The sequence below is a fragment of the Thermohalobaculum sediminis genome (genome assembly GCF_023487995.1).
GTDB classification, from domain to species: Bacteria; Pseudomonadota; Alphaproteobacteria; order Rhodobacterales; family Rhodobacteraceae; genus Thermohalobaculum; species Thermohalobaculum sediminis.
Window position 1 is genome coordinate 115,725 of the sequence record NZ_JAMFKN010000001.1, and the last position, 23,862, is coordinate 139,586.

Consider the following 23,862-nt stretch of genomic DNA (forward strand, 5'->3'; position numbering starts at 1 on the left):
GTGTCGCTTTCCCTCAACCCGGAGTTTGCGATGGAGCCGGATGCCCGGGCCGAGAGCCTGATGCGCCTGATGCTGAGCCTGCGGCAGGCGGGCGTCACCGACAAGCGCGTGCTGACCGCGATGGAGTCGGTGCCGCGGGACGTGTTCGTCGACCGCGCCTTCAAGGACCGCGCGTGGGAGGACCGGCCGTTGCCGATTGCCTGCGGGCAGACCATCTCGCAGCCCTCGATCGTCGCCGTGATGACCGAGGCGCTGAACGTCACGCCGCGCTGCAAGGTGCTCGAGATCGGCGCGGGCTCGGGCTACCAGACCGCGATCCTCGCCCGCCTCGCGCGCCGGGTCTACGCGATCGAGCGCCACCGCCCGCTGGTTCGGCTGGCGCGCGAGCGGCTCGAGACGCTGGGCATCACCAATGTCACCATCCGCACCGGCGACGGCACCCGCGGCTGGCCCGAGCAGGCGCCCTTCGACCGCATCCTGATCGCCGCCGCCGCCGATGATGCGCCGCGCATGCTGTTGGAACAATTGCGTCCCGGTGGCATAATGGTTTTGCCCGTCGGGCAGTCGGACGAGGTGCAGCAGCTGATCCGGATCGAGAAGACCGACGAAGGTCTCGACTACAAGGTCCTGACGGATGTGCTCTTCGTGCCGCTGATCGAGGGGATGCCCGAGGAGAACGGCCCCTGAGCAGGCGGGCCGCTGCGGGCGAGGCAGGGACCGGCGCCGGCTTGGGCGCGCGGCCTCTCGACGACGAGAAACGTGACGAGGCAGGAGCGGAAAGCAGCATGCGGTCGAAGAGTCTGAATGCGGGGCCCGGCTTCGCCCTCGCGGTGGCGATTGCACTGGCCGGTTGCGCGGGACGCCAGCCGGCGGACCGGGCGTCCGTCGAATATCGCGGCACCGGCGCGGCCGGTCAGCCCTCCGCCGCGGCGGCCGCGGTCCCCGGCGCACCGGTTGCGGGGCCGGGCGGCATCATTGCCTATGACGGCTACGAGGCGATCCGAGCGGGCCAGGGCGACACCGTCGCGAGCCTCGCCGATCGGGTGGGGCTCTCGGCCAGCGAACTGGGCGCCTACAACGGCCTCGCCGCCGGCCAGCCTCTGCGGCCGGGCGACGAACTGGTCCTGCCGCCGCGCCCCGGCGGCTATGGCGGCACCGCCGTCGCCGCGGCGGGCGGCAGCGTGGGCGGCGGATTCGACACCCAGCCGGCCCCGGCGCCCTCGGTGGTGACGAGCCCGATCGGCGCGGATGCCGCGGCCGGAACGGTCGCGGGCGGCACGGGCGCGACGCAGGCGGGCAGCGCCGGGGGCTGGTCGCCCGACATCGCGGCGGCCGCGATCGACCGCTCGGGCACCCCCGAGGCGCCACTCTCGCCGCCGCCATCGTCGGCCACGCCCCTGCCGCCGGAGCCCGCGCGGCCGGCCGACCTGCCGTCGCCCGACCTGGGACAGTACCAGACGCCTTCACCTACGATCCGCCCGCCGTCCGAAACGGCCGCGACCACGGCCGAGATGGAGCGCGCAGCGCGCGAGGCCGAGCGCGCGGCCGAGCAGGAACTGGCGGCGGCGCCCACCGCATCGCGCCCGGCGGGGCTCGAGAACCTGCGGCTGACCCGCCCGGTCGAGGGCCCGGTCGCCGTTGCCTACAACACCTGGGGCGCGGGCGGGACGCGCAACGAGGGCGTCGATTTCGCGGCCCCCGTCGGTGCCCCCGTGGTCGCCGCGGCGGATGGCACGGTCGCGCTGGTTTCGCCCTCGCTGGGCGGGCTCGGGACGATCGTGGTCGTCCGCCATCAGGGCGAGCTCCTCACGGTCTATGGCCGCGTCGATGGCGTGTCGGTCGGCAAGGGCGCCGCGGTGCGGCGCGGACAGACCATCGGCCGCGTCGCCGCCGCACCCGATGGTGGCGAGCCGCGCATGCATTTCGAGGTTCGCCGCGGCGCCGTCAGCGTCGACCCGATGCCGTTCTTCTGAAGAGGTCTTGCCAAGGCGGCGTCCCGCAGCGCGTGGGAGCCGCCTGCCCCAATGGCGCCGAAGGCTCCGCGCGGGATGGCGCGCTCGGCGCGGGACGCCCCGCCGGTCGGGATGAGCTCACACCACGTCTCACCGATCCGGACTCACGTGGTTCGGGGCTTGGCCCGCTCGCCGCGCTAGACCCGGGGCCTCCTGTGCTCGGCGATGCCGGCGAGGCCCCGGCTCGGGGGTCGGGGCAGCGGGGGATCTTCTGGCGGGTTCCAGTCGGTGCAGGCAGGGATCAGAGGCCGATCGCGATGCCCTCGCGCCCCGCAAGGTCCTGGATGAACTGCCACGCCACGCGGCCCGACATCGCGCCCCGCGACTGGCGCCATTCGACGGCCTCGGCGCGCAGCCGCGCATCGTCGATGGCAATGCCGAAATGGTCGCAGTAGCCGCGGATCATCGCCAGGAACTCGTCCTGCGTGCAGGGGTGGAAGCCGAGCCACAGCCCGAAGCGGTCCGACAGCGACACCTTCTCCTCGGTTGCTTCCGAGGGGTTGATCGCGGTCGATCGCTCGTTCTCGATCATGTCGCGCGGCATCAGGTGGCGCCGGTTCGAGGTCGCGTAGAACAGCACGTTCTCGGGCCGGCCCGCGATGCCGCCGTCGAGCACGGCCTTCAGCGACTTGTAATGGCTGTCGTCCTTGTCGAACGAAAGGTCGTCACAGAACACCAGGAACCGCAGCGCCTGGCCGCGCAGCAGGTCGAGCAGCCGCCCGATCGTGGGGATGTCCTCGCGGTGGATCTCGATCAGCCGCAGCGTGCCCGTCTCGGCATTTGCGCGGGCGTGCGCGGCCTTGACCAGCGACGACTTGCCCATGCCCCTTGCGCCCCACAGCAGCGCGTTGTTGGCGGGCAGGCCCCGCGCGAAGCGCCCGGTGTTCTCGATCAGCGTGTCGCGCGAGCGGTCGATGCCGACCAGAAGCTCCATCTCGACGCGGTTGACGCGCCGGACCGGGATCAGGCGGTCGGGATCGGGTGCCCAGACGAAGGCGTCGGCGGCGCCGAGATCGGGCGCCGGCGCTGGCGGGGGCGCGATGCGCTCGAGCGCCTCGGCGATCCGCGCGAGCAGCGCGGTGTCGCCGATCATGCCCCCTTCTCCGGCGACCGCGGCGCGACCTCGGTGCCGGCGGCGGCGTCCTCGTCCTCGTCCTCCCACGGCTCGGCCGCCGCGGCGCGCTTGCGCTCGTTGAGGCGGACGAGGTGGATCGAGATCTCGTAGAGCAGGTAGACCGCCGAGCCGAGGCCGAGCTGGCTGATCACGTCCGGCGGCGTCAGCACGGCCGCGACGGCCGCGATACCGACGATGGCGTATTTGCGCTTTCCCGCAAGACCGTCCGCCGTCACCAGCCCCGCGCGGCCCATCAGGGTCAGCAACACGGGCAGCTGGAAGCAGACGCCGAAGGCCAGGATGAAGGTCATCGAGAGCGAGAGATACTCGTTCACCTTTCCCAGGAACTCGATATGCGTGGTGCCCGTCCCGTCCCCCGGAACCTGGAAGTTCAGGAAGAAGTCGATCGCGAGCGGCATGATGAGGAAATAGACGAAGCTGCCGCCCATGATGAACAGGATGGGCGTGGCGACCAGGAACGGCAGGAAGGCCTTCTGCTCCGAGGTGTAGAGCCCCGGCGCGACGAAGCGCCAGAGCTGGTTCGCGATCACCGGGAAGGCGAGGCAGAAGCCGCCGAACAGCGCGAGCTTGAGATAGGTGAAGAACGCCTCGTGCAGCGCCGTGAAGATCAGGCCGCAGCGCTGGCCGCGATCCTCGAGCGCGTTGCACAGCGGCAGCGTCAGGATCGTGTAGATGTCCTCGGCGAAGATCCAGCAGATCACGAACCCGACACCGAGCCCGGCGAGCGACCACATCAGCCGGGTGCGGAGTTCGATCAGGTGCTCGATCAGCGGCGCCGAGCTCTCCTCGATATGCTTCTCGGTCATCGGGGGTCCGGTATCAGGCGTCGTCGGTGCCGGTGGGGCGCGCCGTGGCGGGCTCGGGCGTCGACGGCGCGGGGACGGCGGCCGGGGCTGGCCCGGCGCTCGCAGGCGTGGCAGCCGTGGAGCCGGAGGACGCCGCAGCCGGTGCCGCGCCAGTCGGCGAGGCGCTTGCGGGCTTCGTCCCCGTCACGCTCGCGCTGCTGCGGCGCGCCTGCTCGGCAAAGTCGATCCGGGTCATCGAGTCGAGGTCGAGCTTGGCGTCGCGCAGCTCCTTGAGGGCACCGATATCGGCCTCGCGCGCCGCCTCGTCCATCGAGCGCTGGAACTCGCGGGCGACCGAGCGCGCCTTGCCGACATACTGGCCGATCGTGCGCAACAGCCCCGGAAGCTCCTTGGGGCCGACGACGATCAGCGCCAGCATGCCGATGACGAGAAGCTCGCTCCAGCCGATGTCGAACATGGGGCGTGCTCCCCCTCCCGCGGATCAGGCGTTGTCCTTGCCCTGCTCCGCCTTGCTGGGCGTCACGTCGATGGTCTGGTCGCGGCGCTCGGCGACCTTCGGCGCCTCGTCCGGATCCTCGGCCATGCCCTTCTTGAAGCTCTTGATCCCCTTGGCCATGTCGCCCATGAGCTCGGAGATCTTCCCGCGCCCGAAAAGCAGGACCAGGAGCAGCACCACGATCAGGATTTGCCAGATGCTGAGGCCCATGAATCTCGTCTCCCTGTCACTTCCGCGCACCGCCGCGCGGTCCTGCGCGGGTCGTCGGTCCCGGACACACATATTCGCTCGGCGGCGCGGTTGAAAGACCCGATTTCGACGGTTCCCGCAATCGGGCAAGCGGGCGGCGATGCGGACCTTCGCGCCCGCGCGCGCGGCTCACTCGGCGGCGGCAGCGTAGGGCGTCGCGACCCGGCTCTGCCGCTCGCAGGGGAAGACGAAGCAGCGGTCGCGCCGCATCGACAGCCACACGGGCGTGCCGGGCTCGGGCAGCCAGGCATGGGGCACGGTCGCGCGCAGCACCTGGCCGTCATGGTCCATGGCGACTTCGATCAGGCTCTGCGCCCCGACGAAGCGGGCGCGCATGACGCGGCCGCGGGCGGCGATGCCGTCCTCGGGGCTCAGCGCGGGCTCCTGCCCCTTGTCGGCCGTCACCTTCAGGTGCTGCGGCCGGACGATGATCTCGACATCCGCGCCATCGACCAGCCCCGGCGTCAGGAACAGCCCGAAGGGCGTGTCGGTCTGGCGCGCGCGCACCACGCCATGGATCACGTTGAGGTCCGAGAAGAAGGCCGCCGCCGCCCGGTCCCTGGGATAGTTGTAGATGTGGTAGGCGGCGCCCACCTGTACGATCCGCCCCTCGCGCATCAGCGCGATGCGGTCGGACATGCGCATCGCCTCGTCCGGGTCGTGGGTGACCAGCAGCACCCCCGCCCCTTCCTCCTTCAGGATCGACAGCGACTCGTCGCGCACCTCGTCGCGCAGGCGGTTGTCGAGGCCGGAATACGGCTCGTCCATCAGCATGACGCGCGGACGCGGGGCAAGCGCGCGCGCCAGCGCCACGCGCTGCTGCTCGCCGCCCGAGAGCTGATGGGGATACTTGCGCTCGTATCCCGACAGCCCGACGCGGCGAAGGTAGTCACGCACGGTGGCGGCGCGCTCGTCCGCGCCGACGCCGCGGCGCAGGCCGAAGCCCACGTTCTCGGCCACCGTCAGGTGCGGAAACAGCGCGAAATCCTGGAACATCAGCCCGACCGAGCGCGCCTCGGGCGGCGCGTGGAGCCGGTCGTCCGACACGACGCGCCCGTCCACCAGCACGCGGCCCATGCTCTGCCGCTCGACGCCCGCGGCGACGCGCAGCGTGGTGGACTTGCCGCAGCCGGACGGCCCGAGCAGGCAGACCAGTTCGCCCGCGCCCACCTCGAGCGAGAGGTCATCGACCGCCGCCACGCCGTCGAAGCGCACGGTGATGCACTCGAGCGCCAGCCGCGGCGGCGGCTTGCCTCCCTCGACGACGCGAATGACGGGGTTCCCGGCTGGCATCCTCTTCCCGAGCAATTTTGTCAGGCTCGCTGTTTCACAGGTAACAAGCCCTCCCCAGCCTGACAAGCCCCACCCTCAGGGGCGGGACAGAGGGGCGCAGGCGGGCGGTGGCTTCGCTCTTCACCTCGGCGCGGTGCCGGGATATACGGCGCGCCATGCGTGACCATGGATCAAACGCCCCCGTCCTGCCGCTCGAGATCGCGCGGCGGCGCACCTTCGCGATCATCTCGCATCCCGATGCGGGCAAGACGACGCTGACCGAAAAGCTCCTGCTGTTCGGCGGCGCGATCCAGATGGCCGGGCAGGTGCGCGCCAAGGGCGAGGCGCGGCGCACGCGCTCGGACTTCATGAAGCTGGAACAGGAGCGGGGCATCTCGGTCTCGGCCTCGGCCATGTCGTTCGAATACGGCAAGAACTGGTTCAACCTGGTGGACACGCCGGGTCACGAGGATTTTTCCGAGGACACCTACCGCACGCTGACGGCGGTCGACGCGGCCATCATGGTGATCGACGGCGCCAAGGGCGTCGAGAGCCAGACGCGCAAGCTGTTCGAGGTCTGTCGCCTGCGCGACCTGCCGATCCTGACCTTCTGCAACAAGATGGACCGCGAGAGCCGCGACACCTTCGAGATCATCGACGAGATCCAGGAGGCGCTGGCGCTCGACGTCTCGCCGGCAAGCTGGCCGATCGGAATGGGACGCGACTTCATTGGCGCCTATGACCTGATCCACGACCGGCTGGAACTGATGGACCGCGCCGACCGCAACCGGCGCGGGCAGTCCATCGCGCTCGACGGGCTCGACGACCCGCGGATCGAGGCGCATGTGCCGCCCGACCTGCTGGTGAAGCTGCGCGAGGGGGTCGAGATGGCGCGTGAACTCTTGCCCGCCTTCGACCGGCAGGCCTTCCTCGAAGGGCACATGACGCCGATCTGGTTCGGCTCGGCGATCAATTCCTTCGGCGTGAAGGAGCTGATGGACGGCATTTCCGAGAACGCGCCCCCGCCGCAGCCCCGGCGCACCGCGACGCGGCAGGTGACCGCGGACGAGCCGAAGGTCACCGGGTTCGTCTTCAAGGTGCAGGCGAACATGGACCCCAAGCACCGCGATCGTGTCGCCTTCGTGAGGCTTTGCAGCGGCCACTTCATGCGTGGCATGAAGCTCCACCACGTCCGCGCCGGCAAGCCGATGGCGATCTCGAACCCGGTGCTGTTCCTCGCCTCCGAGCGCGAACTGGCCGAGGACGCCTGGGCCGGCGACATCATCGGCATCCCGAACCACGGCCAGCTGCGCATCGGCGACGCGCTGAGCGAGGGCGAGGATCTGCGCTTCACCGGCATCCCCGCCTTCGCACCCGAACTGTTGCAGGCGGTTCGCGCGGGCGACCCGATGAAGGCCAAGCATCTCGACAAGGCGCTGCTGCAGTTCGCCGAGGAAGGGGCGGCGAAACTCTTCAAGCCGGCGATCGGCTCGGGCTGGATCGTGGGCGTGGTGGGCGCCCTTCAATTCGACGTGCTGGCAAGCCGGATCGAGACCGAATACGGCCTGCCCGTGCGCTTCGAGCAGACCCAGTTCACCTCGGCCCGCTGGGTGTCGGGACCGGCCGACCGGATCGACGCCTTCACCAAGGCCAACCGCGGCCACATGGCGACCGACCACGACGGCGACCCCGTCTACATGACTCGCCTGCAATGGGACATCGACCGGGTGACCCGCGACTGGCCCGAGCTGAAGCTGAGCGCGACCAAGGAGATGCACGTCTGACGCCGCCAGCGGGGCCGCGGGCCGCGACGCCCGCGCCCCATCACTCCCGCCGAGGCGGCGGGGCGCGATCGCCCGTGATTATGCGTCCGGAGGTCGCGTCAGGCGCCGATTCCGGCGTGCTTCATTGACTTTTCGCGCCCGATCCGCCATCTACCGCGCATCGATGCAGGGTGCCAATCCGGGCGCCCGGGGCCGCGCGAGACGATGCGGCCACCCTGAAGCCGCAAATTCGCGAACGCGCCAGCATCAAGGAGCCCTATGAAATTCTCCGATCTCGACCTCGACCCCAAGGTTCTCCAGGCGGTCGTGGAGGCGGGTTATGAAACCCCCACCCCCATCCAGGCCCAGGCCATCCCCGAGGCACTGAAGGGCCGCGACGTGCTGGGCATCGCCCAGACCGGCACCGGCAAGACCGCCTCGTTCACCCTGCCGATGATCACGCTGCTGGCCAAGGGCCGGGCACGGGCGCGCATGCCGCGCTCGCTGATCCTGTGCCCGACGCGCGAACTCGCGGCCCAGGTGGCCGAGAACTTCGAGATCTACGGCAAGTATCACAAGCTTAGCATGGCGCTGCTGATCGGCGGCGTCAGCTTCAAGGACCAGGACAAGCTGATCGACCGCGGCGTCGATGTGCTGATCGCCACTCCGGGTCGCCTGCTCGACCATTTCGAGCGCGGCAAGCTGATGCTGACCGGCGTGCAGGTGATGGTGGTCGACGAGGCCGACCGGATGCTCGACATGGGCTTCATCCCCGACATCGAGCGGATCTTCAGCCTCACCCCGTTCACCCGCCAGACGCTGTTCTTCTCGGCCACCATGCCGCCCGAGATCACGCGCCTGACCGAGGCGTTCCTGCATAACCCCATCCGCGTCGAAGTGGCCAAGCAGGCGACCACGGCCGAGACGGTGACGCAGGGCGTGACCATGTTCCGCCCCTCGCGCAAGGACAAGGCCGACACCGAGAAGCGGGCGCTCCTGCGCGCCATGATCGACGGCGAGGGCGAGAAATTCCGCAACGCCATCATCTTCTGCAACCGCAAGCGCGACGTGGGCGTGCTCTACAAGTCGCTGCACAAGCATGGCTACAACTGCGGCGCGCTGCATGGCGATCTCGACCAGTCGGTGCGCACGGCCACGCTCAACGCCTTCCGCGACGGGACGATCAAGATCCTCGTGGCCTCGGACGTGGCGGCGCGCGGGCTCGACATCCCGAACGTCTCGCACATCTTCAACTTCGACCTGCCGATGCATGCCGAGGACTATGTCCACCGCATCGGCCGCACGGGCCGCGCCGGGCGCGAGGGCATCGCGCTGTCGATCTGCGCGCCCTACGACCAGAAGTATCTCGACAAGATCGAGGAGCTGATCGGCAAGCCGATACCGCGCCGCGACCTTCCCGCGGGCCATGTCGCGGCCCCCGAGAGCGCCGAGCCGGCGCCGCACGAGGACGAGCGCCCGCGGCGGCGCGCCGAGCGCGGCGAGCGGCGGCGCGAGGAGCGGCCCGCCGTCCCCGCACCGAAGCCCGAAGCGAAGCCCGAAGCGCAGCCCGCCGAGACGCGGGCCGAGCGCGAGACGCCGCGCGAACCCCGGCGCGAGCGCGACCGTGGCGGTCGTCGTAGCGAGGGGCGCGGCGACAAGCCGGTGATCGGCCTCGGCGACCATGTGCCCGATTTCCTGCTGCGGCCGGTTCCGATCCGTGCCACGCGAAAGACGACCGCCGGCGACGGCGAGGGCGAGGAAAGCGGCAGCGAAGCCGCGTGATCTCAGGCCGGGCGCGGGCCCCGCTGGTCGCGGCGGCTCGCCCATCGGCCCGGCGGTCGCGAGATGCGCCCCGCCCAGCCCGTTCTCGGGCGCACAATTCCGGATTGCAGACCTGCCGCCCGCACCTCCGCCGGGCGGCTTGCCGTATCAGCGGCCTGCGGGTGGCGAGACCCGACCGGCGTTGAAATTGTCCGCCCAGGCCGCGGGCGACTCGGCGGCATTCAGGTTGACCGGCTCGAAGGTCAGGTTGCAGCCGGCAAGCGCGCTGGCCGCGACGAGGGTCAGGAAGCAGGCCGCAACGCGAGATCGAGTGGTCATGGCAGCCCTCCCATCCTTCGCCCCGCGGCACGGGATGCCGCAGGGCAAGGGGAGCACGGACCGCGCGCGCAGGTCAAGCCACCAGCCCTGCCCCTAGGCGGTCCGTGCCCGGCGCCGCCCCGCGAGCGGCTGGCGTGCCGGTGCCCCTTACTCCTCCTCGAGCCGGTGCACGATCACGCTGACCACGGGCTTCTTGCCCCAGTGGCGGTTGGTGACCTTGCGCACGGCCCGCAGCGCGATGTCCTCGATGCCGGCATCGGTCTTGCGGGCCTTGCGCGGCGCGCCCTCCAGCGCGGCATCCACCTCGTCCGCGATCATCTCGGCCAGCGGCGCGGACCAGTTCGGCCCGTCCTTGGGTGCGCCCAGGCATCGCACCTCGGGATCGGCTATCAGCTCGCCCTCCTCGTCCGTCACCACCGAGACGATGACAAGACCGAGGCGCGCCATCTTCAGCCGCTCGCGGATCACGCCGTCCAGCGCGCCCACCTGCGCTGCGCCGTCGAGGTAGACGCGCCCGGTCTCGATCTCGTCGACCACGCCCGGCGCATTGCCGTCGAGCCGGGTGACCGAGCCGTTCGGCGCCACGATCGCATGAGCCGCGCCCCAGCCGGAAGCCGAGGCCGCATGCTCGACGAGGTGCCGGTGCTCGCCATGGATCGGCACCGAGACCCGCGGGCGAAGCGCCTTGTAGATCCTCTCGAGATCGCCGCGCCGGGCATGGCCCGACACGTGGATGCGCGCCATGTCGCCGTCGATCACCTTGATGCCCTGCTCGGACAGACGGTTGTAGAGCCGGTAGATGCCGCCCTCGTTGCCGGGGATCGTCTTCGACGAGAACAGCACGAGATCGCCGGCCGACAAGGACACGGTCGGGTGCGTCCCCGCCGCGATCCGCGCGAGCGCGGCACGGCCCTCGCCCTGGCTGCCGGTGACGAGGTAGAACAGGTTTTCGGCCGGGATCGAGGACGCATCCTCGTCGGGCACGACCTTGGGGAAGCGGTCGATCTGGCCGGTCTGGAGTGCAACCTCGATCATCCGCCGCATCGCGCGGCCGACGATGACGACCGAGCGGCCCGTCGCCTCGGCCGCCTCGGCCAGCGTCTTGAGGCGCGCGACGTTCGAGGCGAACGAGGTCGCGGCAACGGCCCGCGGCGCCTCGGAGATCAGGCGCGTGAGGTTGGCGACGATGTCGCCCTCGGACCCCGCCTCGCCGTCGAGAAAGACGTTCGTCGAGTCGCAGGCCAGCGCCTGCACGCCCTCGTCGCCCAGCGCCTCGAAGGGCGCGAGGTCGGCCGCCTCGCCAAGCTGCGGCGCCGGGTCGAGCTTGAAGTCGCCAGAATGCACGGCTGTCCCGGCCGCCGTGCGGATCGCGAGCATCGAGGCTTCCGGGATCGAATGCGTGACGTTGAGATATTCGACCGAGAAGGGACCGGCCTCGATGCGCTGGCCGAGGTCGATCTCGCGCACGACCGAGGGGTCGAGCCCCACATCCGTCAGCTTGCGGCGCGCGAGCTCGGCCGTGAAGGGCCGCGCATAGACCGGCACCTTCAGCTTGGGCCACAGGTGCGGCAGCGCCCCGATATGGTCCTCATGGCCATGCGTGAGGAAGATGCCGTCGATGCGGGCGCGCTCCTCGACCGCGAAAGTGATGTCGGGAAGCACCAGCTCGACGCCCGGAGCGGTGTCCATGTCGCCGAAACCGATGCCGAGATCGACGATGATCCAGCGCCGCGCGCCGCCCTCGCCCATCCCGTACATGTAACAATTCATCCCGATCTCGCCCGCGCCGCCAAGGGCGACGTAGACGAGCGGGCCAGGGTTCGTGTCTTTCATCCGTTCAGCTTGCCTGTCTTGTTGTAGTCGTGGATCAGCACCAGGCCGCGCACGGTCAGGTCGGGGTCCACTGCCTCTATCACGCTGGTGCCGCGGGCGAAGAGGGGCGAAAGGCCCCCGGTCGCGATCACCTTCATCCTGCGCTCGCGTTCCGCGGCGAGCCTCGCGCATATCCCCTCGATGAGGCCGACATAGCCCCAGTAGATGCCCGACTGCATGCAGGCCACGGTGTTGCGTCCCAACACGGTCTGCGGCTGCGTCACGTCGATGCGCGGCAGATGCGCCGCGGCCGTGTGCAGCGCGTCGAGCGAAAGATTGACGCCGGGCGCAATCACGCCGCCGACATAGGCGCCGTCATGCGCCACGACGTCGAATGTAGTGGCCGTGCCGAAATCCACAACGATCAGGTCGGGCCCGTAGCGGTGATAGGCCGCCACCGTGTTCACCAGCCGGTCGGCGCCCACCTCGTGCGGATTGTCGACGCGGACCTCGACCGGCAGGCGGCAATCGCCCTTGCCGACCACCAGCGGGCGCGTGTTGAAATACCGGTCGCACAGGACCCGCAGGTTGAACAGCGTCGCCGGTGCGACGTTCGAGATCACCACGTCCTCGACCTCGGACATGGCGTGGCCGCCATGCTCCATCAGCTGCTTGAGCCACACGAAATACTGGTCGGCGGTGCGCACGCTTTCGGTGTTGCAGCGCCACTCGCCGACCACCTCGCGGTCGCGGAACAGCGCGAAGACGGTGTTGGTGTTGCCCACGTCGATCGCCAGCAGCATGTCGGGACCCTTTCGCGCTCAGGCGGGGAAGTGGATATCGGCCGCGGTGATCACGCGCCGCCCGGAGGTCGTCGCAAGAATCAGCGCGCCGTCGGCCGTGACATCCTCGAAGATGCCGGCGACGGTCTCGGACGCAAGGCGCGCCTCGATCCGGCGGCCCAGATGGCCGGCGCGCGCGAGCCAGGCCTCGCGGACCGGCGCGAAGCCGCGCGCCGCGTCGATGGCCAGCCAGTGCGCCATGCGATCGGCCAGCAGGCCCAGCGCCTCCTCGACCGGCGGAACGCGCCCCAGCGCCGCGGCGACCGAGGTCGCGGGCCAGCGCGTCTGTTCGGGCGGCGGGAAATGCGCGAGGTTCACGCCGATCCCGATGGCAAGATTGGCCCCCGGGGCGGGCGTGGCGAAGCTCTCGAGCAGGATGCCCGACACCTTGGCCCCGGCCAGCAGCACGTCGTTCGGCCATTTCAGCGCCACAGGCGCACCCGGCGCCAGCCGCTCGACGAGTTCGGCCACGGCCAGCGCGGCGTGGAAGGAAAGCCGCGCCTTCTCTGCCGGCGGCTCGTCGCGCCGCAGCAGCAGCGTCGCCGCCAGATTGCCCTCGGGCGAGAGCCATTGGCGCCCGCTGCGCCCGCGCCCGGCGCTCTGGCGCCGCGCGGCGATCCACAGGGGCCCATGCACCTGCGCCGCACGACGCTGCGCCTCGGCATTGGTCGAGTCGACCTCGTCGAGGACGACCCGATCCGCGCTCCCCGCCCAGCCGGTCACCGGCAAGGCCCCTCGGGCGCGCTCACCGGAGCAGCGACTGCGCCGCGGCCGCCGCCATCTCGGTCAGGCCAAAGCCGTCGAAGACCGGCAGCCAGCCCGCGGCCATCGCCAGCGCCGACAACCCCAGCGCCCCCTGCCCGATCATGCTGGTCCGGATGTCGAGCGGCCGGTCCGCCGGGCTCAGATACATCACGCGCACGATGTTGAGGTAGTAGTAGGCCCCGATCACCGAGGCCACCGCCCCCGCCACCGCGAGCGCCACGAGGCCCGCATCGACTGCCGCCTTGAAGACGAAGAACTTCGCGAAGAAGCCCACCATCGGCGGGATGCCGGCCAGCGAGAACATCAGCACCGCAAGCGCCAGCGCCTGAGCCGGCCGCGTCTCGGCAAGGCCGGCGAGGTCGGACACTTGCACCACCGGCTGGCCGTCGCGCTCCATCGACAGGACGAAGGCGAAGGTGCCGATGTTCATGATGACGTAGATCACCAGGTAGGTGAGCAGCGATTCCGCCCCCGCCTGCGTGCCCGCGGCCAGGCCCACCAGCGCGAATCCCATGTGGCCGATCGACGAATAGGCGAGCAGCCGCTTGAGGTTCGTCTGCCCGATCGCGGCGATCGAGCCGAGGAACATCGAGGCGATCGAAACGAAGACGAGGATCTGCTGCCACTCGGCCACCGCGTTGCCAAAGCCGTCAAACAGTGCCCGCGCGAATAGCGCGCCGGCCGCGACCTTGGGCGCCGTGGCGAAGAACGCGGTGACCGGCGTGGGCGCCCCTTCATAGACATCGGGTGTCCACATGTGGAACGGCACCGCCGAGATCTTGAAGGCCAGCCCCGCGCAGATGAACACGAGCCCGAAGGTGAGCCCCAGAGACACGCCCTCGGCCGCGATCACCGCGCCGATGGTCGAGAAGCTGGTCGAGCCGGTGTAGCCGTAGACCAGCGACGCACCATAGAGCAGCATCCCCGACGACAGCGCCCCCAGCACGAAATACTTGAGCCCGGCTTCGGTTGAACGCGCGCTGTCGCGGTTGAAGGCGGCGATGACGTAGAGCGCGAGGGACTGGAGCTCGAGCCCCATGTAGAGCGCGATCAGCCCGCCGGCCGAGACCATCATCATCATGCCCAGCGTGGCCAGCACGATCAGCACCGGATATTCGAAGCGCAGGATGCCGCGCCGGTCGAGATAGCCCTGCCCGACCAGCAGCATCAGCGCCGAGCTCAGCAGGATCACCACCTTGGTGAAGCGCGCGAAGCCGTCGTCCACGAAGGCGCCGCCGAAGGCCGTGGCCTCGGCGCCGCCTCGCGTCGCGACGATCGCCGCCACCAGCAGCATCAGGCCCGCGGCGGCCCAGGTGACGGTGTTCCTCTGCTTCTCCTCGCCGCCGTAGACGCCGAACATCAGCAGGATCATGGCGCCCGCGGCCATCAGGATCTCGGGCAGGACCAGCGCGAATTCGCCGTTCATCGTCAGGGTCTCCCGGTCACTTCAGGGCAAGCTGGACGGCATCGGCCGCCGACTGCGCCGTGCGCACGCCCTCGAGCAGGGACTCGACGGCGGGCGAGAACAGGTCGATGGCGAGCGAGGGATAGACACCGAGCAGGATGGTGAAGAACACCAGCGGCGCCATCACGGCGATCTCGCGGCGATCCATGTCGGCGATGGTCTGCAAGCTCTGCTTGATGAGGTCCCCGAACACCACCCGCCGATAGAGCCACAGCGCATAGGCCGCCGACAGGATCACGCCGGTGGCGGCGCCGAAGGCGGCCCACGTCGAGACCTGGAAGGTGCCGGCCATGGTCAGGAACTCGCCCACGAAGCCGCTGGTCCCGGGCAGGCCGACATTGGCCATGGTGAACAGCATCATCACCGTCGCATAGACCGGCATCCGGTTGGCCAAGCCCCCATAGGCCGCGATCTCGCGCGTGTGCATCCGGTCGTAGATGACGCCGACGCAAAGGAACAGCGCGCCCGAGATGAAGCCGTGGCTGATCATCTGGAACATCGCGCCGTCGACGCCCTGCTGGTTCGCCGCGAAGATGCCCATCGTCACGAAGCCCATATGGGCGACCGACGAATAGGCGATCAACTTCTTGATGTCCTCCTGCATCAGCGCGACCAGCGAGGTGTAGACGATTGCCACCACCGACAGGAAGAACACGAAATCCTGCATGATCTCGGACGCCACCGGGAACATCGGCAGGCTGAAGCGCAGGAAGCCATAGCCGCCCATCTTCAGGAGGATCGCCGCCAGGATGACCGAGCCCGCCGTCGGCGCCTGCACATGGGCGTCGGGCAACCAGGTGTGGACCGGCCACATCGGCATCTTGACCGCGAAGGAGGCGAAGAAGGCGAGCCACATCAGCGTCTGCGCGCCGCCCACGATCTGCCAGCCCATGAGCTCGATCGTGCCGTACTCGAACTGGTGCGTCAGCAGCCGGGTGATGTCGGTCGTCTGCGCGTCGAAGTACATGTAGATCATCGCCACCAGCATCAGGAGCGAGCCCAGCAGCGTGTAAAGGAAGAACTTGAAGGCCGCGTAGATCCGCTCCTTCCCGCCCCAGATGCCGATGATCAGGAACATCGGGATCAGCCCGCCCTCGAAGAACAGGTAGAACAGCACGAGGTCGAGCGAGGTGAAGACGCCGATGATCAGCGTCTCGAGCATCAGGAACGCCGCCATGTATTCCTTCACCCGGTGCTCGACGTTCCACGAGGCGAGGATCGTCAGCGGGAAGAAGAAGGTGGTCAGCATCACGAAGGGCAGGCTCAGCCCGTCCACGCCCATCCTGTAGGTGAGCCCGGCGATCCAGGCCCCCTCCTCGACGAACTGGAAGCCGGGCGCCTCGGGGTCGAAGCCCGAGAACACGGCAAGCGAGAGCAGGAAGGTCAGCGTCGTGACCAGCAGCGCCACCCGGCGCGCGTTCAGGTCTGACGCTGCGTCGCTGCCGCGCAGGAACAACACCAGCACCAGCGCGCCCAGAAGCGGCAGGAAGGTGATGATGGAGAGCAGGTTGGACATCATTGCGCCCCTCCCGAGACGGCGAACCAGGTGATCAGGAGCGAGACGCCGATCAGCATGGCGAAGGCGTAGTGGAACACGAAGCCCGACTGCACCCGCCCGGCAAAGCGCGTCAGCCGCGGAATGATCGTGAAGGCGATGCCGTTGATGATGCCGTCGATGGTGCCGCCGTCACCGCGCTTCCACAGCGTGTGGCCAAGCCACTTGGCCGGGCGCACCAGCAGGAAGTCGTAGATCTCGTCGAAGTACCACTTGTTGAGCAGGAACCGGTAGAGCGGCTGGTGCCGCTCGGCCAGCTCGGCCGGCAGATGCGGCGCGCGGACATACATCAGCCACGCCGTGCCGAAGCCCAGCAGCATCGCGAGGAAGGGCGAGACCTTCACCCACTTCGGCACGTCGTGCGCATCGTGCAGCACGTGGTTCTCGGCCCCGTTAAAGATCGCAGGCCCCCAGAACTCGGCCTCGTGATGGCCGACGAACTCGGGATACCACCACATGCCCGCCAGCGCCGCGCCGATGGCAAGCGCGTAGAGCGGGATCATCATGACCTTCGGGCTCTCATGCGCGTGGTCGTAGGTGTGATGGTCGGCCCGCGTCTCGCCGTGGAAGGTCATGAACATCAGCCGCCACGAATAGAACGAGGTCATCAGCGCCGACACCACAAGCAGCCAGAAGGCGTACGAGCCCGCCCCCGAATGCGCCGCGAAGGTCGTCTCGATGATCACGTCCTTCGAGAGGAACCCGGCAAAACCGATCGGCGTGTCGAGGATGTAGAGGAGCGGCACGCCCACACCGGTAATCGCCAGCGTGCCGGCCATCATCATCCAGTAGGTCAGCGGGATCTTGGCCTTCAGCCCGCCCATCCTGCGCATGTCCTGCTCGTGATGCATCGCGTGGATGACCGAGCCCGCGCCGAGGAACAGCAGCGCCTTGAAGAAGGCGTGGGTGAACAGGTGGAACATCGCCGCCTCGTAGGCGCCGACGCCCGCCGCCGCGAACATGTAGCCAAGCTGCGAGCAGGTCGAATAGGCGATCACCCGCTTGATGTCGTTCTGCACGAGACCCACGGTCGCCGCGAAGAACGCGGTCGAGGCGCCCACCACCGTCACCAGCATGAGCGCGTTCGGCGCGTATTCCATCACCGGCGACATGCGGCAGACCAGGAACACGCCGGCCGTGACCATCGTGGCCGCGTGGATCAGCGCCGAGACGGGCGTCGGGCCTTCCATCGCGTCGGGCAGCCAGGTGTGCAGGAACAGCTGCGCCGACTTGCCCATCGCGCCGATGAACAGCAGCGTCGCGATGGCCTCGGCCGCGTTGACCTCCATGCCGAGGAAGCCCACCGTCATCTCGGCGAGCATCGGGGCGGCGGCGAACACCTCGTCGAGCTCGATCGAGCCGACCAGCCAGAAGGTCATGAACAGGCCCAGCAGGAAGCCGAAATCGCCCACGCGGTTGACCACGAAGGCCTTGATCGCGGCGGCATTCGCCGAGGCCTTCTTGAACCAGAAACCGATCAGCAGGTAGCTCGCGACGCCGACCCCCTCCCAACCGAAGAAGATCTGCAGCAGGTTGTCGCCGGTCACCAGCGCCAGCATCGCGAAGGTGAAGAACGAGAGATACGCGAAGAAGCGGGGCTTCGCGTCATCCTCCTCCATGTAGCCGATCGAGTAGAGGTGCACGAGCGACGACACCGAGGTCACGACCACCAGCATCACGTGGGTGAGCGTGTCGACCCGGATCCCCCAGTCGACCGCGAGGTCTCCCGACGCGATCCAGGTGAACAGGGTGACCGTGTCGCCATGCTCGCCATGGCCGCCCAGGAACGCGATCCACGACAGCCCCGCGCACAGGAACAGGATCCCCGTGGTAAGGTACATCGCGGCTTTTTCGCCGATGATGCGGTGGAAGAAGCCCGCGACGACGGCGCCAGCGAGCGGCAGGAGAAGGATTGCCGTGTACATCGCCGCTCAGCCCCTCATCATGTTGATGTCTTCGACGTCGATCGTGCCCCGGTTGCGGAAGAAGCAGACCAGGATGGCAAGACCGATCGCCGCCTCGGCTGCCGCGACGGTCAGGATGAACAGGGTGAAGACCTGCCCCACCAGGTCGCCCAGATGCGCCGAGAAGGCGACGAAGTTGATGTTGACCGCCAGAAGCATCAGCTCGATCGACATCAGGATGACGATCACGTTCTTCCGGTTGAGGAAAATGCCGAAGATGCCGGTCACGAACAGGATCGCGGCGACCGTCAGATACGCCTCGAGCCCCACGCCCGCGATCAGGGATGCGCCCCCGTTTTCCATGTTCAGACCCCCTGCCCCGGCTCGACGTCCTTTAGTTCCACGTCGCGGCCGCGATAGATCTGCGCCAGCACATCCTGGCGCTTGATGTGCGGCCGGTGGCGCAGCGTCAGCACGATGGCCCCGATCATCGCGACCAGCAGGATCAGCCCCGCCGCCTGGAACATGTAGAGATACTGGTCGTAGATGATGCGCCCCAGCGCCTCGGTGTTGGCCACGCCGCCCTCGATGGCGAAGGCCGCGGCACGCGCGTTCGGCGCTGCGTCGGCCAACGCCCAGTGCCCGAACACGAGCCCGAGCTCGACCAGCAGCACCAGCCCCACCAGCGCACCGACCGGCAGATACGCCGCCAGCCCCCGCTTGAGCTCGGCGAAATCGACGTCCAGCATCATCACCACGAACAGGAACAGCACCGCCACCGCGCCCACATAGACGATGACCAGCAGCATCGCGATGAACTCGGCCCCCAGCAGCACCATCAGCCCCGCCGACGAGAAGAAGGCGAGGATCAGCCACAGCACCGAATGCACCGGGTTGCGCGCGAGGATCACCAGCACGCCCGAGGCGACCGCGACCGACGCGAACACGTAGAATGCCAGTTGGGTCAGTCCCATCGTCCCCTCTCGATCCCGGCAGCGGCGTGCCGGTACTTCCGTTCCCGCGGGCCCGGGCCCCTGTGCCCCGCCCGCCATGCCCCCCGGACCTGATCCGGGGCCGCCCTGATCCTCGGCGCCGCAGCGCCCCCGCGCATTACCGGTAGGGCGCGTCCAGTTCCAGATTGCGCGCGATCTCGCGCTCCCACCGCTCGCCGTTCGCGAGCAGCTTTTCCTTGTTGTAGTAGAGCTCCTCGCGCGTCTCGGTCGCGAACTCGAAGTTCGGGCCCTCGACGATCGCATCGACCGGGCAGGCCTCCTGGCAGAAGCCGCAATAGATGCACTTGGTCATGTCGATGTCGTAGCGCGTGGTGCGGCGCGAGCCGTCGGCGCGGGGCTCGGCCTCGATGGTGATGGCCTGCGCCGGGCAGATCGCCTCGCACAGCTTGCAGGCGATGCAGCGCTCCTCGCCGTTCGGGTAGCGCCTGAGCGCATGCTCGCCCCGGAACCGGGGGCTCAGCGGCCCCTTCTCGAACGGGTAGTTCAGCGTGGCCTTCGGCTTGGCGAAGTACTTGAAGCCCAGCCGGAAGCCCGCCCAGATGTCGGCGAGCAGGAAGTAGCGGACGGCCTTGTCGAAGGGGATGCCCATCTCAGTTCCTCCGGTCGATCATCTGGCGGCCGAGTACATAGCTGGCCTTGACCTGCTTGAGCTGTTCCGTTTCGGCGGGCGTGAGACCCGAGGCGCGGTCGTCGAGCGCCCAGATCGCGCGGCGGATGCGCTCGTCCACCCGGTCCGAGAGCTCCGGGTAGCCGCAGAAGCTTGCCGTCGTCATCGTGCTGATCGACGCATAGATCCGGTCGAAGCCCTGGTTCTCGGCCTCGCGCTGCGCGTCGATCTCCTCGAGATGGTCGCAATAGAGCGTGCCCTCCGCCGCCACCTCAGGCGTCGCCTGCGCGCCGGCGGGCCCGGCGGCCAGCATCGTGACGAGGGCGAGCGCGACGCGCATCGGCTCAGCCCCCCACCGCGAAGCGCGCATAGCCCACCACCTCGAGCCGCGCGAGGATCGCCGCCACCACCACCCAGCCCAGCGAGAGCGGCAGGAACACCTTCCACCCCAGGCGCATGAGCTGGTCGTAGCGGTAGCGCGGCACGATCGCCTTCACCATCGCGAAGAGGAAGAAGAAGAACACCATCTTGCCGATCATCCACAGCGCTCCGTCCGGCAGCCCCGGGATGGGCGACAGCCACCCCCCGAAGAACAGGATCGAGATCAGCGCGCACATCAGCACGATGTTCATGTATTCGCCGATCATGAACAGCAGGTAGGGCGTCGAGGAGTATTCCACCTGGTAGCCCGCCACCAGTTCGGATTCCGCCTCGGGCAGGTCGAAGGGCGGGCGGTTGGTCTCGGCCAGCGCCGAGACGAAGAACAGCACCACCATCGGCAGGTGCGGCAGCCAGTACCACGAGAACAGCCCGTAGGCCCCGTCCTGCGCCCGCACGATCGCCGAGAGGTTCAGCGAGCCCGTCGAGATCAGCACGCCCACGATGATGAGGCCGATCGAGACCTCGTAGCTCACCATCTGCGCGGCCGAGCGCAGCCCGCCCAGGAAGGGATACTTCGAGTTGGACGCCCAGCCGCCCATGATGATGCCATAGACCCCGAGCGACGAGATCGCGAAGATATACAGCACCCCGACATTCAGATCCGAGATCACCCAGCCATCCGCGAAGGGGATCACGACCCAGGCGATGCAGGCCAGCACGAAGGTCAGCATCGGCGCGATCAGAAACACCGCCTTGTCGGCGCCGGCGGGGATGACGATCTCCTTCAGCACGAACTTCAGGAAGTCCGCGAAGGACTGCAGCAGGCCCCAGGGCCCCACCACGTTCGGGCCGCGCCTCAGCTGCACCGCCGCCCAGACCTTGCGGTCCATGTAGAGCAGGAAGGCGAGGCTCACCATCACCCCCACGACCACGACGAGGCACTGCGCGAGGATGATGGTGAAGATGCCCAGGGGGGTGTCGAAGAACGCCATCATCTCACTCCGCCGCCATCGCCTTGGCGCGGCGCTCGGCCGCGAGGCGGGAACATTCGGCCATCACGGCACTCGCGCGCGTCACCGCGTTCGTCAGGTAGTGGTCCGCGAGCCCGTTGCGGAACGCGCGCGGCGCGACCTCGCCCGCCTCGACCGGCTGCCACGGGCTCTCGGCGATCGCATCGACCGCCGCGAGATGCGGATGGGCTGCATAGAGGTCGCGGCGCAGCGCGTCCAGCGTGTCGAAGGGCAGCGTCACCCCCAGTTCGGCCGACAGCGCCCGCAGGATCGCCCAGTCCTCGCGCGCATCGCCCGGCGGGAAGCCAGCGCGGTTGGCGACCTGCACGCGGCCTTCGGTGTTCACGTAGGTCCCCGGCTGCTCGGTCCAGGCGGCGCCCGGCAGGATCACGTCGGCGCGGTGGGCGCCCCGGTCGCCGTGGTGGCCCTGATAGATCACGAAGGGACCGGCCGCGATGTCGATCTCGTCGGCGCCGAGGTTGAAGATCACCTTCGCGCCCTCGAGCGCTCCGGCGACCCCGCCCGGATGGGTGAAGCCGATGTCCATCCCGCCCACGCGGGCCGCGGCCGTGTGCAGGACCAGCATCCCCGCGCCGGTCTCGGCCGCCAGCGCCATCGCATGCCCGATCACCGCCGCGCCGTCGTCGCGCGCGAGCGCGCCCTGCCCGACGATGATCACGGGCGCGGCCTTGTCCTTCAGGAACGCGACCACCTTGCCACGGCCCTTGCCGGTCAGCGCCTCGGGGCCAGTTCCCAGATGCGCGGCGGGGAAGGTCAGATCCACATCCTCACCGATCACCGCCACGTCCGCGCCCCCGATCCATGCCTTGCGGATGCGGGCGTTCAGCACCGGCGCCGCGTCGCGCGGGTTCGAGCCGACGATCAGCACCGCCCCCGCCGCGTCGATGTCTGCCACCGTGGCGTTGCCGACATAGGCCGAGCGGTTGCCCGGGATCAGCCGCGCCCCGTCCTGGCGGCAGTCGTGCCAGTCCGACCCCAGCGCGGCCATCAGCCTCTTCAGCGCCCACATCGGCTCGACCGAAACGAGATCGCCCGCGACCGCCGCGACCGCGCCATCGGCGGCCTTCACCGCAGCGGCGATGGCGCCGAACGCCTCGGCCCAGCTTGCGGGCTTGAGCTTGCCCTCGCGCCGCACATAGGGCCGGTCGAGGCGCTGGCGGCGCAGCCCGTCCCAGACGTAGCGCGAGCGGTCGGCCAGCCATTCCTCGTTCACGCCGTCATGGTTGCGCGGCAGGATGCGCATCACCTCGCGCCCGCGCACGTCCACCCGGGTGTTCGAGCCCAGCGCGTCCATCACGTCTATCGACTGGAACTTGCGCAACTCCCAGGGGCGCGCTGTGAATGCATAGGGCTTGTTCGTCAGCGCCCCCACCGGGCAAAGGTCCACGATGTTGCCCTGAAGCTCGGACGACAACCCCGCCCGCAGCGTCGCGACCACAAGGTCCGGCCCGGTCTGCAACGTCGCGCTGTCGTAGGAGGTGATCTCCGAATCCTCGCCTCGCCCGGTCTGGCCCATCTCGGGCACGCCCGCGACCTCGGTCATGAAGCGCACGCAGCGGGTGCAGGAGATGCAGCGGGTCATGTGCGTCTCGACCAGCGGCCCCAGCGCGAGGTCGGTGGCCGAGCGCTTGGGCTCGCGGTAGCGCGAGAAGTCGACGCCGTAGGCCATCGCCTGGTCTTGCAGATCGCACTCCCCGCCCTGGTCGCAGATCGGGCAGTCGAGCGGGTGGTTGATCAGCAGGAATTCCATCACGCCCTCGCGCGCGCGGCGCACCATCGGCGTGTTGGTACGCACGACCGGCGGCGCGCCGTCCGGGCCGGGGCGCAGGTCCTTGACCTGCATGGCGCAGGACGCGGCTGGCTTGGGGGGGCCGCCCACGACTTCCACGAGGCACATGCGGCAGTTGCCGGCGATCGAGAGGCGCTCGTGATAGCAGAAGCGCGGGATCTCGACCCCCGCCTCCTCGCAGGCCTGCAGGAGGGTCAGGCGCGGATCGACCTCGACCTCGCGGTCGTCGATGATGATCTTGCGAAGCTCGCTCATGCTGTCTCCCTCGGGCGCAGCGCAAGGCGCGCGCCGGTCCTGCCGTCGGTGCCCGCCTGGCCGGGCCGTCCCTGTCCCATCGGTGCCGCGCGCCGCATCGCCTCAGCTCCCCACCGCGTCGGGGCAATAGGCGAAGACCACCCAGGCGCCGCGGGTGGCGCGATACATCGTCCGCGCGTCGCCATGTTCATCCTTGCGGAGCTTCATCTCTCCCTCGGTCGGGCAGATCCCGCCGTTCCGGCTGACCCTCTCGGCAATATCGAGCGCGACCTCGCGAAAGCCCTCGTCTTCGAAGGGGACGCCGGAGGGCTGCGGCCGCGCGGCCTCCATCGCCAGTTCGGGCCAGCCTTCGGGCACGGCTTCCTCGGCGCCCCGGCGCACCGCGATCACCGATTGGCCGATCATGTCGACATACTGCACGTTCACCCGGTAGGGCAGCGCGCCGTAGCGCACCAGGAAGCGCTTGTCGTCATGGCGCAGCGCCTCGCGCTCGACGATGGGCGCGGCAGCCTGCTCGTCGCGCGCGCCTTCCTCGCCGCAGCCTGACAGGCCGAGCGCGGTGAGCGCCGCGAGCGCGTAGGGGTATGCCTGCCTCGCCGGGACCATCCGC

The 23,862-nt window shown here is 69.2% G+C and carries 23 protein-coding genes; 4 read left to right on the forward strand and 19 right to left on the reverse strand.

What is annotated here, in order from left to right; genetic code table 11:
• The first annotated feature begins 30 nt into the window (after positions 1 to 30).
• Both M1105_RS00500 and M1105_RS00505 read left to right on the forward strand, forming a co-directional pair.
• Positions 31 to 687 carry a protein-L-isoaspartate(D-aspartate) O-methyltransferase gene (locus M1105_RS00500; RefSeq protein ID WP_249578386.1) on the forward strand — a complete coding sequence of 219 codons (657 nt, stop codon included), beginning with the start codon at positions 31 to 33 and terminating at the stop codon, positions 685 to 687.
• 98 nt (positions 688 to 785) lie between these two features.
• Complete coding sequence (locus tag M1105_RS00505; protein WP_249578387.1) at positions 786 to 1,973, forward strand: M23 family metallopeptidase; 1,188 nt, start codon at positions 786 to 788, stop codon at positions 1,971 to 1,973.
• 280 nt (positions 1,974 to 2,253) lie between these two features.
• Here the strand turns inward: M1105_RS00505 and M1105_RS00510 are convergent, their stop codons facing one another.
• The 5 genes from M1105_RS00510 to M1105_RS00530 form a co-directional block, all read right to left on the reverse strand.
• The gene (locus M1105_RS00510) at positions 2,254 to 3,105 is read right to left on the reverse strand and encodes an ATP-binding protein (RefSeq protein ID WP_249578388.1); all 852 of its coding nucleotides are present in this window, start codon (positions 3,103 to 3,105) and stop codon (positions 2,254 to 2,256) included.
• Complete coding sequence (gene tatC, locus M1105_RS00515) at positions 3,102 to 3,953, reverse strand: twin-arginine translocase subunit TatC (RefSeq protein WP_249578389.1); 852 nt, start codon at positions 3,951 to 3,953, stop codon at positions 3,102 to 3,104. Before tatC ends, M1105_RS00510 begins: the two co-directional genes overlap by 4 nt.
• A gap of 13 nt (positions 3,954 to 3,966) precedes the next feature.
• Positions 3,967 to 4,410 (reverse strand): Sec-independent protein translocase protein TatB, encoded by a 444-nt coding sequence (gene tatB / locus M1105_RS00520; protein WP_249578390.1) that lies wholly within the window; start codon positions 4,408 to 4,410, stop codon positions 3,967 to 3,969.
• 24 nt (positions 4,411 to 4,434) lie between these two features.
• Positions 4,435 to 4,659: a twin-arginine translocase TatA/TatE family subunit gene (locus M1105_RS00525; RefSeq protein ID WP_249578391.1), complete on the reverse strand. Its 225-nt coding sequence runs from the start codon at positions 4,657 to 4,659 to the stop codon at positions 4,435 to 4,437.
• Positions 4,660 to 4,827: 168 nt separating this feature from the next.
• Complete coding sequence (locus M1105_RS00530) at positions 4,828 to 5,991, reverse strand: ABC transporter ATP-binding protein (RefSeq protein ID WP_249578392.1); 1,164 nt, start codon at positions 5,989 to 5,991, stop codon at positions 4,828 to 4,830.
• Positions 5,992 to 6,146: 155 nt separating this feature from the next.
• Here M1105_RS00530 and M1105_RS00535 point away from each other — a divergent pair, with 155 nt between their 5' ends.
• Together M1105_RS00535 and M1105_RS00540 are read left to right on the forward strand one after the other, a co-directional pair.
• Positions 6,147 to 7,754: a peptide chain release factor 3 gene (locus tag M1105_RS00535; RefSeq protein WP_249578393.1), complete on the forward strand. Its 1,608-nt coding sequence runs from the start codon at positions 6,147 to 6,149 to the stop codon at positions 7,752 to 7,754.
• Positions 7,755 to 8,012: 258 nt separating this feature from the next.
• The gene (locus M1105_RS00540; RefSeq protein ID WP_249578394.1) at positions 8,013 to 9,515 is read left to right on the forward strand and encodes a DEAD/DEAH box helicase; all 1,503 of its coding nucleotides are present in this window, start codon (positions 8,013 to 8,015) and stop codon (positions 9,513 to 9,515) included.
• A 147-nt stretch (positions 9,516 to 9,662) separates the two neighbouring features.
• Here the strand turns inward: M1105_RS00540 and M1105_RS00545 are convergent, their stop codons facing one another.
• From M1105_RS00545 to M1105_RS00610, 14 genes are all read right to left on the reverse strand, one after another.
• The gene (locus M1105_RS00545) at positions 9,663 to 9,833 is read right to left on the reverse strand and encodes a hypothetical protein (protein WP_249578395.1); all 171 of its coding nucleotides are present in this window, start codon (positions 9,831 to 9,833) and stop codon (positions 9,663 to 9,665) included.
• Between the two features lie 147 nt (positions 9,834 to 9,980).
• Positions 9,981 to 11,666 (reverse strand): ribonuclease J, encoded by a 1,686-nt coding sequence (locus M1105_RS00550; RefSeq protein WP_249578396.1) that lies wholly within the window; start codon positions 11,664 to 11,666, stop codon positions 9,981 to 9,983.
• Positions 11,663 to 12,448: a type III pantothenate kinase gene (locus M1105_RS00555; RefSeq protein ID WP_249578397.1), complete on the reverse strand. Its 786-nt coding sequence runs from the start codon at positions 12,446 to 12,448 to the stop codon at positions 11,663 to 11,665. Before M1105_RS00555 ends, M1105_RS00550 begins: the two co-directional genes overlap by 4 nt.
• A gap of 18 nt (positions 12,449 to 12,466) precedes the next feature.
• A complete protein-coding gene (locus M1105_RS00560) occupies positions 12,467 to 13,210 on the reverse strand; it encodes a biotin--[acetyl-CoA-carboxylase] ligase (protein ID WP_249578398.1) in 744 nt (247 codons plus the stop codon).
• A 22-nt stretch (positions 13,211 to 13,232) separates the two neighbouring features.
• A complete protein-coding gene (gene nuoN / locus M1105_RS00565; protein ID WP_249578399.1) occupies positions 13,233 to 14,678 on the reverse strand; it encodes an NADH-quinone oxidoreductase subunit NuoN in 1,446 nt (481 codons plus the stop codon).
• A 16-nt stretch (positions 14,679 to 14,694) separates the two neighbouring features.
• Complete coding sequence (locus tag M1105_RS00570) at positions 14,695 to 16,233, reverse strand: NADH-quinone oxidoreductase subunit M (protein ID WP_249579029.1); 1,539 nt, start codon at positions 16,231 to 16,233, stop codon at positions 14,695 to 14,697.
• Complete coding sequence (gene nuoL / locus M1105_RS00575) at positions 16,233 to 18,197, reverse strand: NADH-quinone oxidoreductase subunit L (RefSeq protein ID WP_249578400.1); 1,965 nt, start codon at positions 18,195 to 18,197, stop codon at positions 16,233 to 16,235. The genes M1105_RS00570 and nuoL overlap by 1 nt, the downstream gene beginning before the upstream one ends.
• A gap of 6 nt (positions 18,198 to 18,203) precedes the next feature.
• Complete coding sequence (nuoK, locus tag M1105_RS00580; protein WP_249578401.1) at positions 18,204 to 18,539, reverse strand: NADH-quinone oxidoreductase subunit NuoK; 336 nt, start codon at positions 18,537 to 18,539, stop codon at positions 18,204 to 18,206.
• 2 nt (positions 18,540 to 18,541) lie between these two features.
• Positions 18,542 to 19,150, reverse strand: coding sequence for an NADH-quinone oxidoreductase subunit J (locus M1105_RS00585; RefSeq protein ID WP_249578402.1), 609 nt, complete (start codon positions 19,148 to 19,150; stop codon positions 18,542 to 18,544).
• Positions 19,151 to 19,286: 136 nt separating this feature from the next.
• Positions 19,287 to 19,778, reverse strand: coding sequence for an NADH-quinone oxidoreductase subunit NuoI (gene nuoI, locus M1105_RS00590; protein WP_249578403.1), 492 nt, complete (start codon positions 19,776 to 19,778; stop codon positions 19,287 to 19,289).
• Position 19,779: 1 nt separating this feature from the next.
• Entirely contained in the window at positions 19,780 to 20,136 is a 357-nt protein-coding gene (locus M1105_RS00595) for a hypothetical protein (RefSeq protein WP_249578404.1), read from the reverse strand.
• 4 nt (positions 20,137 to 20,140) lie between these two features.
• Positions 20,141 to 21,172, reverse strand: a complete 1,032-nt coding sequence (gene nuoH, locus M1105_RS00600) for an NADH-quinone oxidoreductase subunit NuoH (protein WP_249578405.1) — start codon at positions 21,170 to 21,172, stop codon at positions 20,141 to 20,143.
• Between the two features lies 1 nt (position 21,173).
• Positions 21,174 to 23,252, reverse strand: a complete 2,079-nt coding sequence (gene nuoG, locus M1105_RS00605) for an NADH-quinone oxidoreductase subunit NuoG (RefSeq protein ID WP_249578406.1) — start codon at positions 23,250 to 23,252, stop codon at positions 21,174 to 21,176.
• Between the two features lie 102 nt (positions 23,253 to 23,354).
• Entirely contained in the window at positions 23,355 to 23,858 is a 504-nt protein-coding gene (locus tag M1105_RS00610) for a hypothetical protein (RefSeq protein WP_249578407.1), read from the reverse strand.
• Between the last annotated feature and the right edge of the window lie 4 nt (positions 23,859 to 23,862).

Bases quoted from the DNA above. Each gene is read 5' to 3' on its own strand.
- M1105_RS00500 (WP_249578386.1), top strand. From the start codon at position 31: ATGGAGCCGGATGCCCGGGCCGAGAGCCTGATGCGCCTGATGCTGAGC.
- M1105_RS00505 (WP_249578387.1), top strand. From the start codon at position 786: ATGCGGTCGAAGAGTCTGAATGCGGGGCCCGGCTTCGCCCTCGCGGTG.
- M1105_RS00510 (WP_249578388.1), bottom strand. From the start codon at position 3,105: ATGATCGGCGACACCGCGCTGCTCGCGCGGATCGCCGAGGCGCTCGAG.
- tatC (WP_249578389.1), bottom strand. From the start codon at position 3,953: ATGACCGAGAAGCATATCGAGGAGAGCTCGGCGCCGCTGATCGAGCAC.
- tatB (WP_249578390.1), bottom strand. From the start codon at position 4,410: ATGTTCGACATCGGCTGGAGCGAGCTTCTCGTCATCGGCATGCTGGCG.
- M1105_RS00525 (WP_249578391.1), bottom strand. From the start codon at position 4,659: ATGGGCCTCAGCATCTGGCAAATCCTGATCGTGGTGCTGCTCCTGGTC.
- M1105_RS00530 (WP_249578392.1), bottom strand. From the start codon at position 5,991: ATGCCAGCCGGGAACCCCGTCATTCGCGTCGTCGAGGGAGGCAAGCCG.
- M1105_RS00535 (WP_249578393.1), top strand. From the start codon at position 6,147: ATGCGTGACCATGGATCAAACGCCCCCGTCCTGCCGCTCGAGATCGCG.
- M1105_RS00540 (WP_249578394.1), top strand. From the start codon at position 8,013: ATGAAATTCTCCGATCTCGACCTCGACCCCAAGGTTCTCCAGGCGGTC.
- M1105_RS00545 (WP_249578395.1), bottom strand. From the start codon at position 9,833: ATGACCACTCGATCTCGCGTTGCGGCCTGCTTCCTGACCCTCGTCGCG.
- M1105_RS00550 (WP_249578396.1), bottom strand. From the start codon at position 11,666: ATGAAAGACACGAACCCTGGCCCGCTCGTCTACGTCGCCCTTGGCGGC.
- M1105_RS00555 (WP_249578397.1), bottom strand. From the start codon at position 12,448: ATGCTGCTGGCGATCGACGTGGGCAACACCAACACCGTCTTCGCGCTG.
- nuoN (WP_249578399.1), bottom strand. From the start codon at position 14,678: ATGAACGGCGAATTCGCGCTGGTCCTGCCCGAGATCCTGATGGCCGCG.
- M1105_RS00570 (WP_249579029.1), bottom strand. From the start codon at position 16,233: ATGTCCAACCTGCTCTCCATCATCACCTTCCTGCCGCTTCTGGGCGCG.
- nuoL (WP_249578400.1), bottom strand. From the start codon at position 18,197: ATGTACACGGCAATCCTTCTCCTGCCGCTCGCTGGCGCCGTCGTCGCG.
- nuoK (WP_249578401.1), bottom strand. From the start codon at position 18,539: ATGGAAAACGGGGGCGCATCCCTGATCGCGGGCGTGGGGCTCGAGGCG.
- M1105_RS00585 (WP_249578402.1), bottom strand. From the start codon at position 19,150: ATGGGACTGACCCAACTGGCATTCTACGTGTTCGCGTCGGTCGCGGTC.
- nuoI (WP_249578403.1), bottom strand. From the start codon at position 19,778: ATGGGCATCCCCTTCGACAAGGCCGTCCGCTACTTCCTGCTCGCCGAC.
- M1105_RS00595 (WP_249578404.1), bottom strand. From the start codon at position 20,136: ATGCGCGTCGCGCTCGCCCTCGTCACGATGCTGGCCGCCGGGCCCGCC.
- nuoH (WP_249578405.1), bottom strand. From the start codon at position 21,172: ATGATGGCGTTCTTCGACACCCCCCTGGGCATCTTCACCATCATCCTC.
- nuoG (WP_249578406.1), bottom strand. From the start codon at position 23,252: ATGAGCGAGCTTCGCAAGATCATCATCGACGACCGCGAGGTCGAGGTC.
- M1105_RS00610 (WP_249578407.1), bottom strand. From the start codon at position 23,858: ATGGTCCCGGCGAGGCAGGCATACCCCTACGCGCTCGCGGCGCTCACC.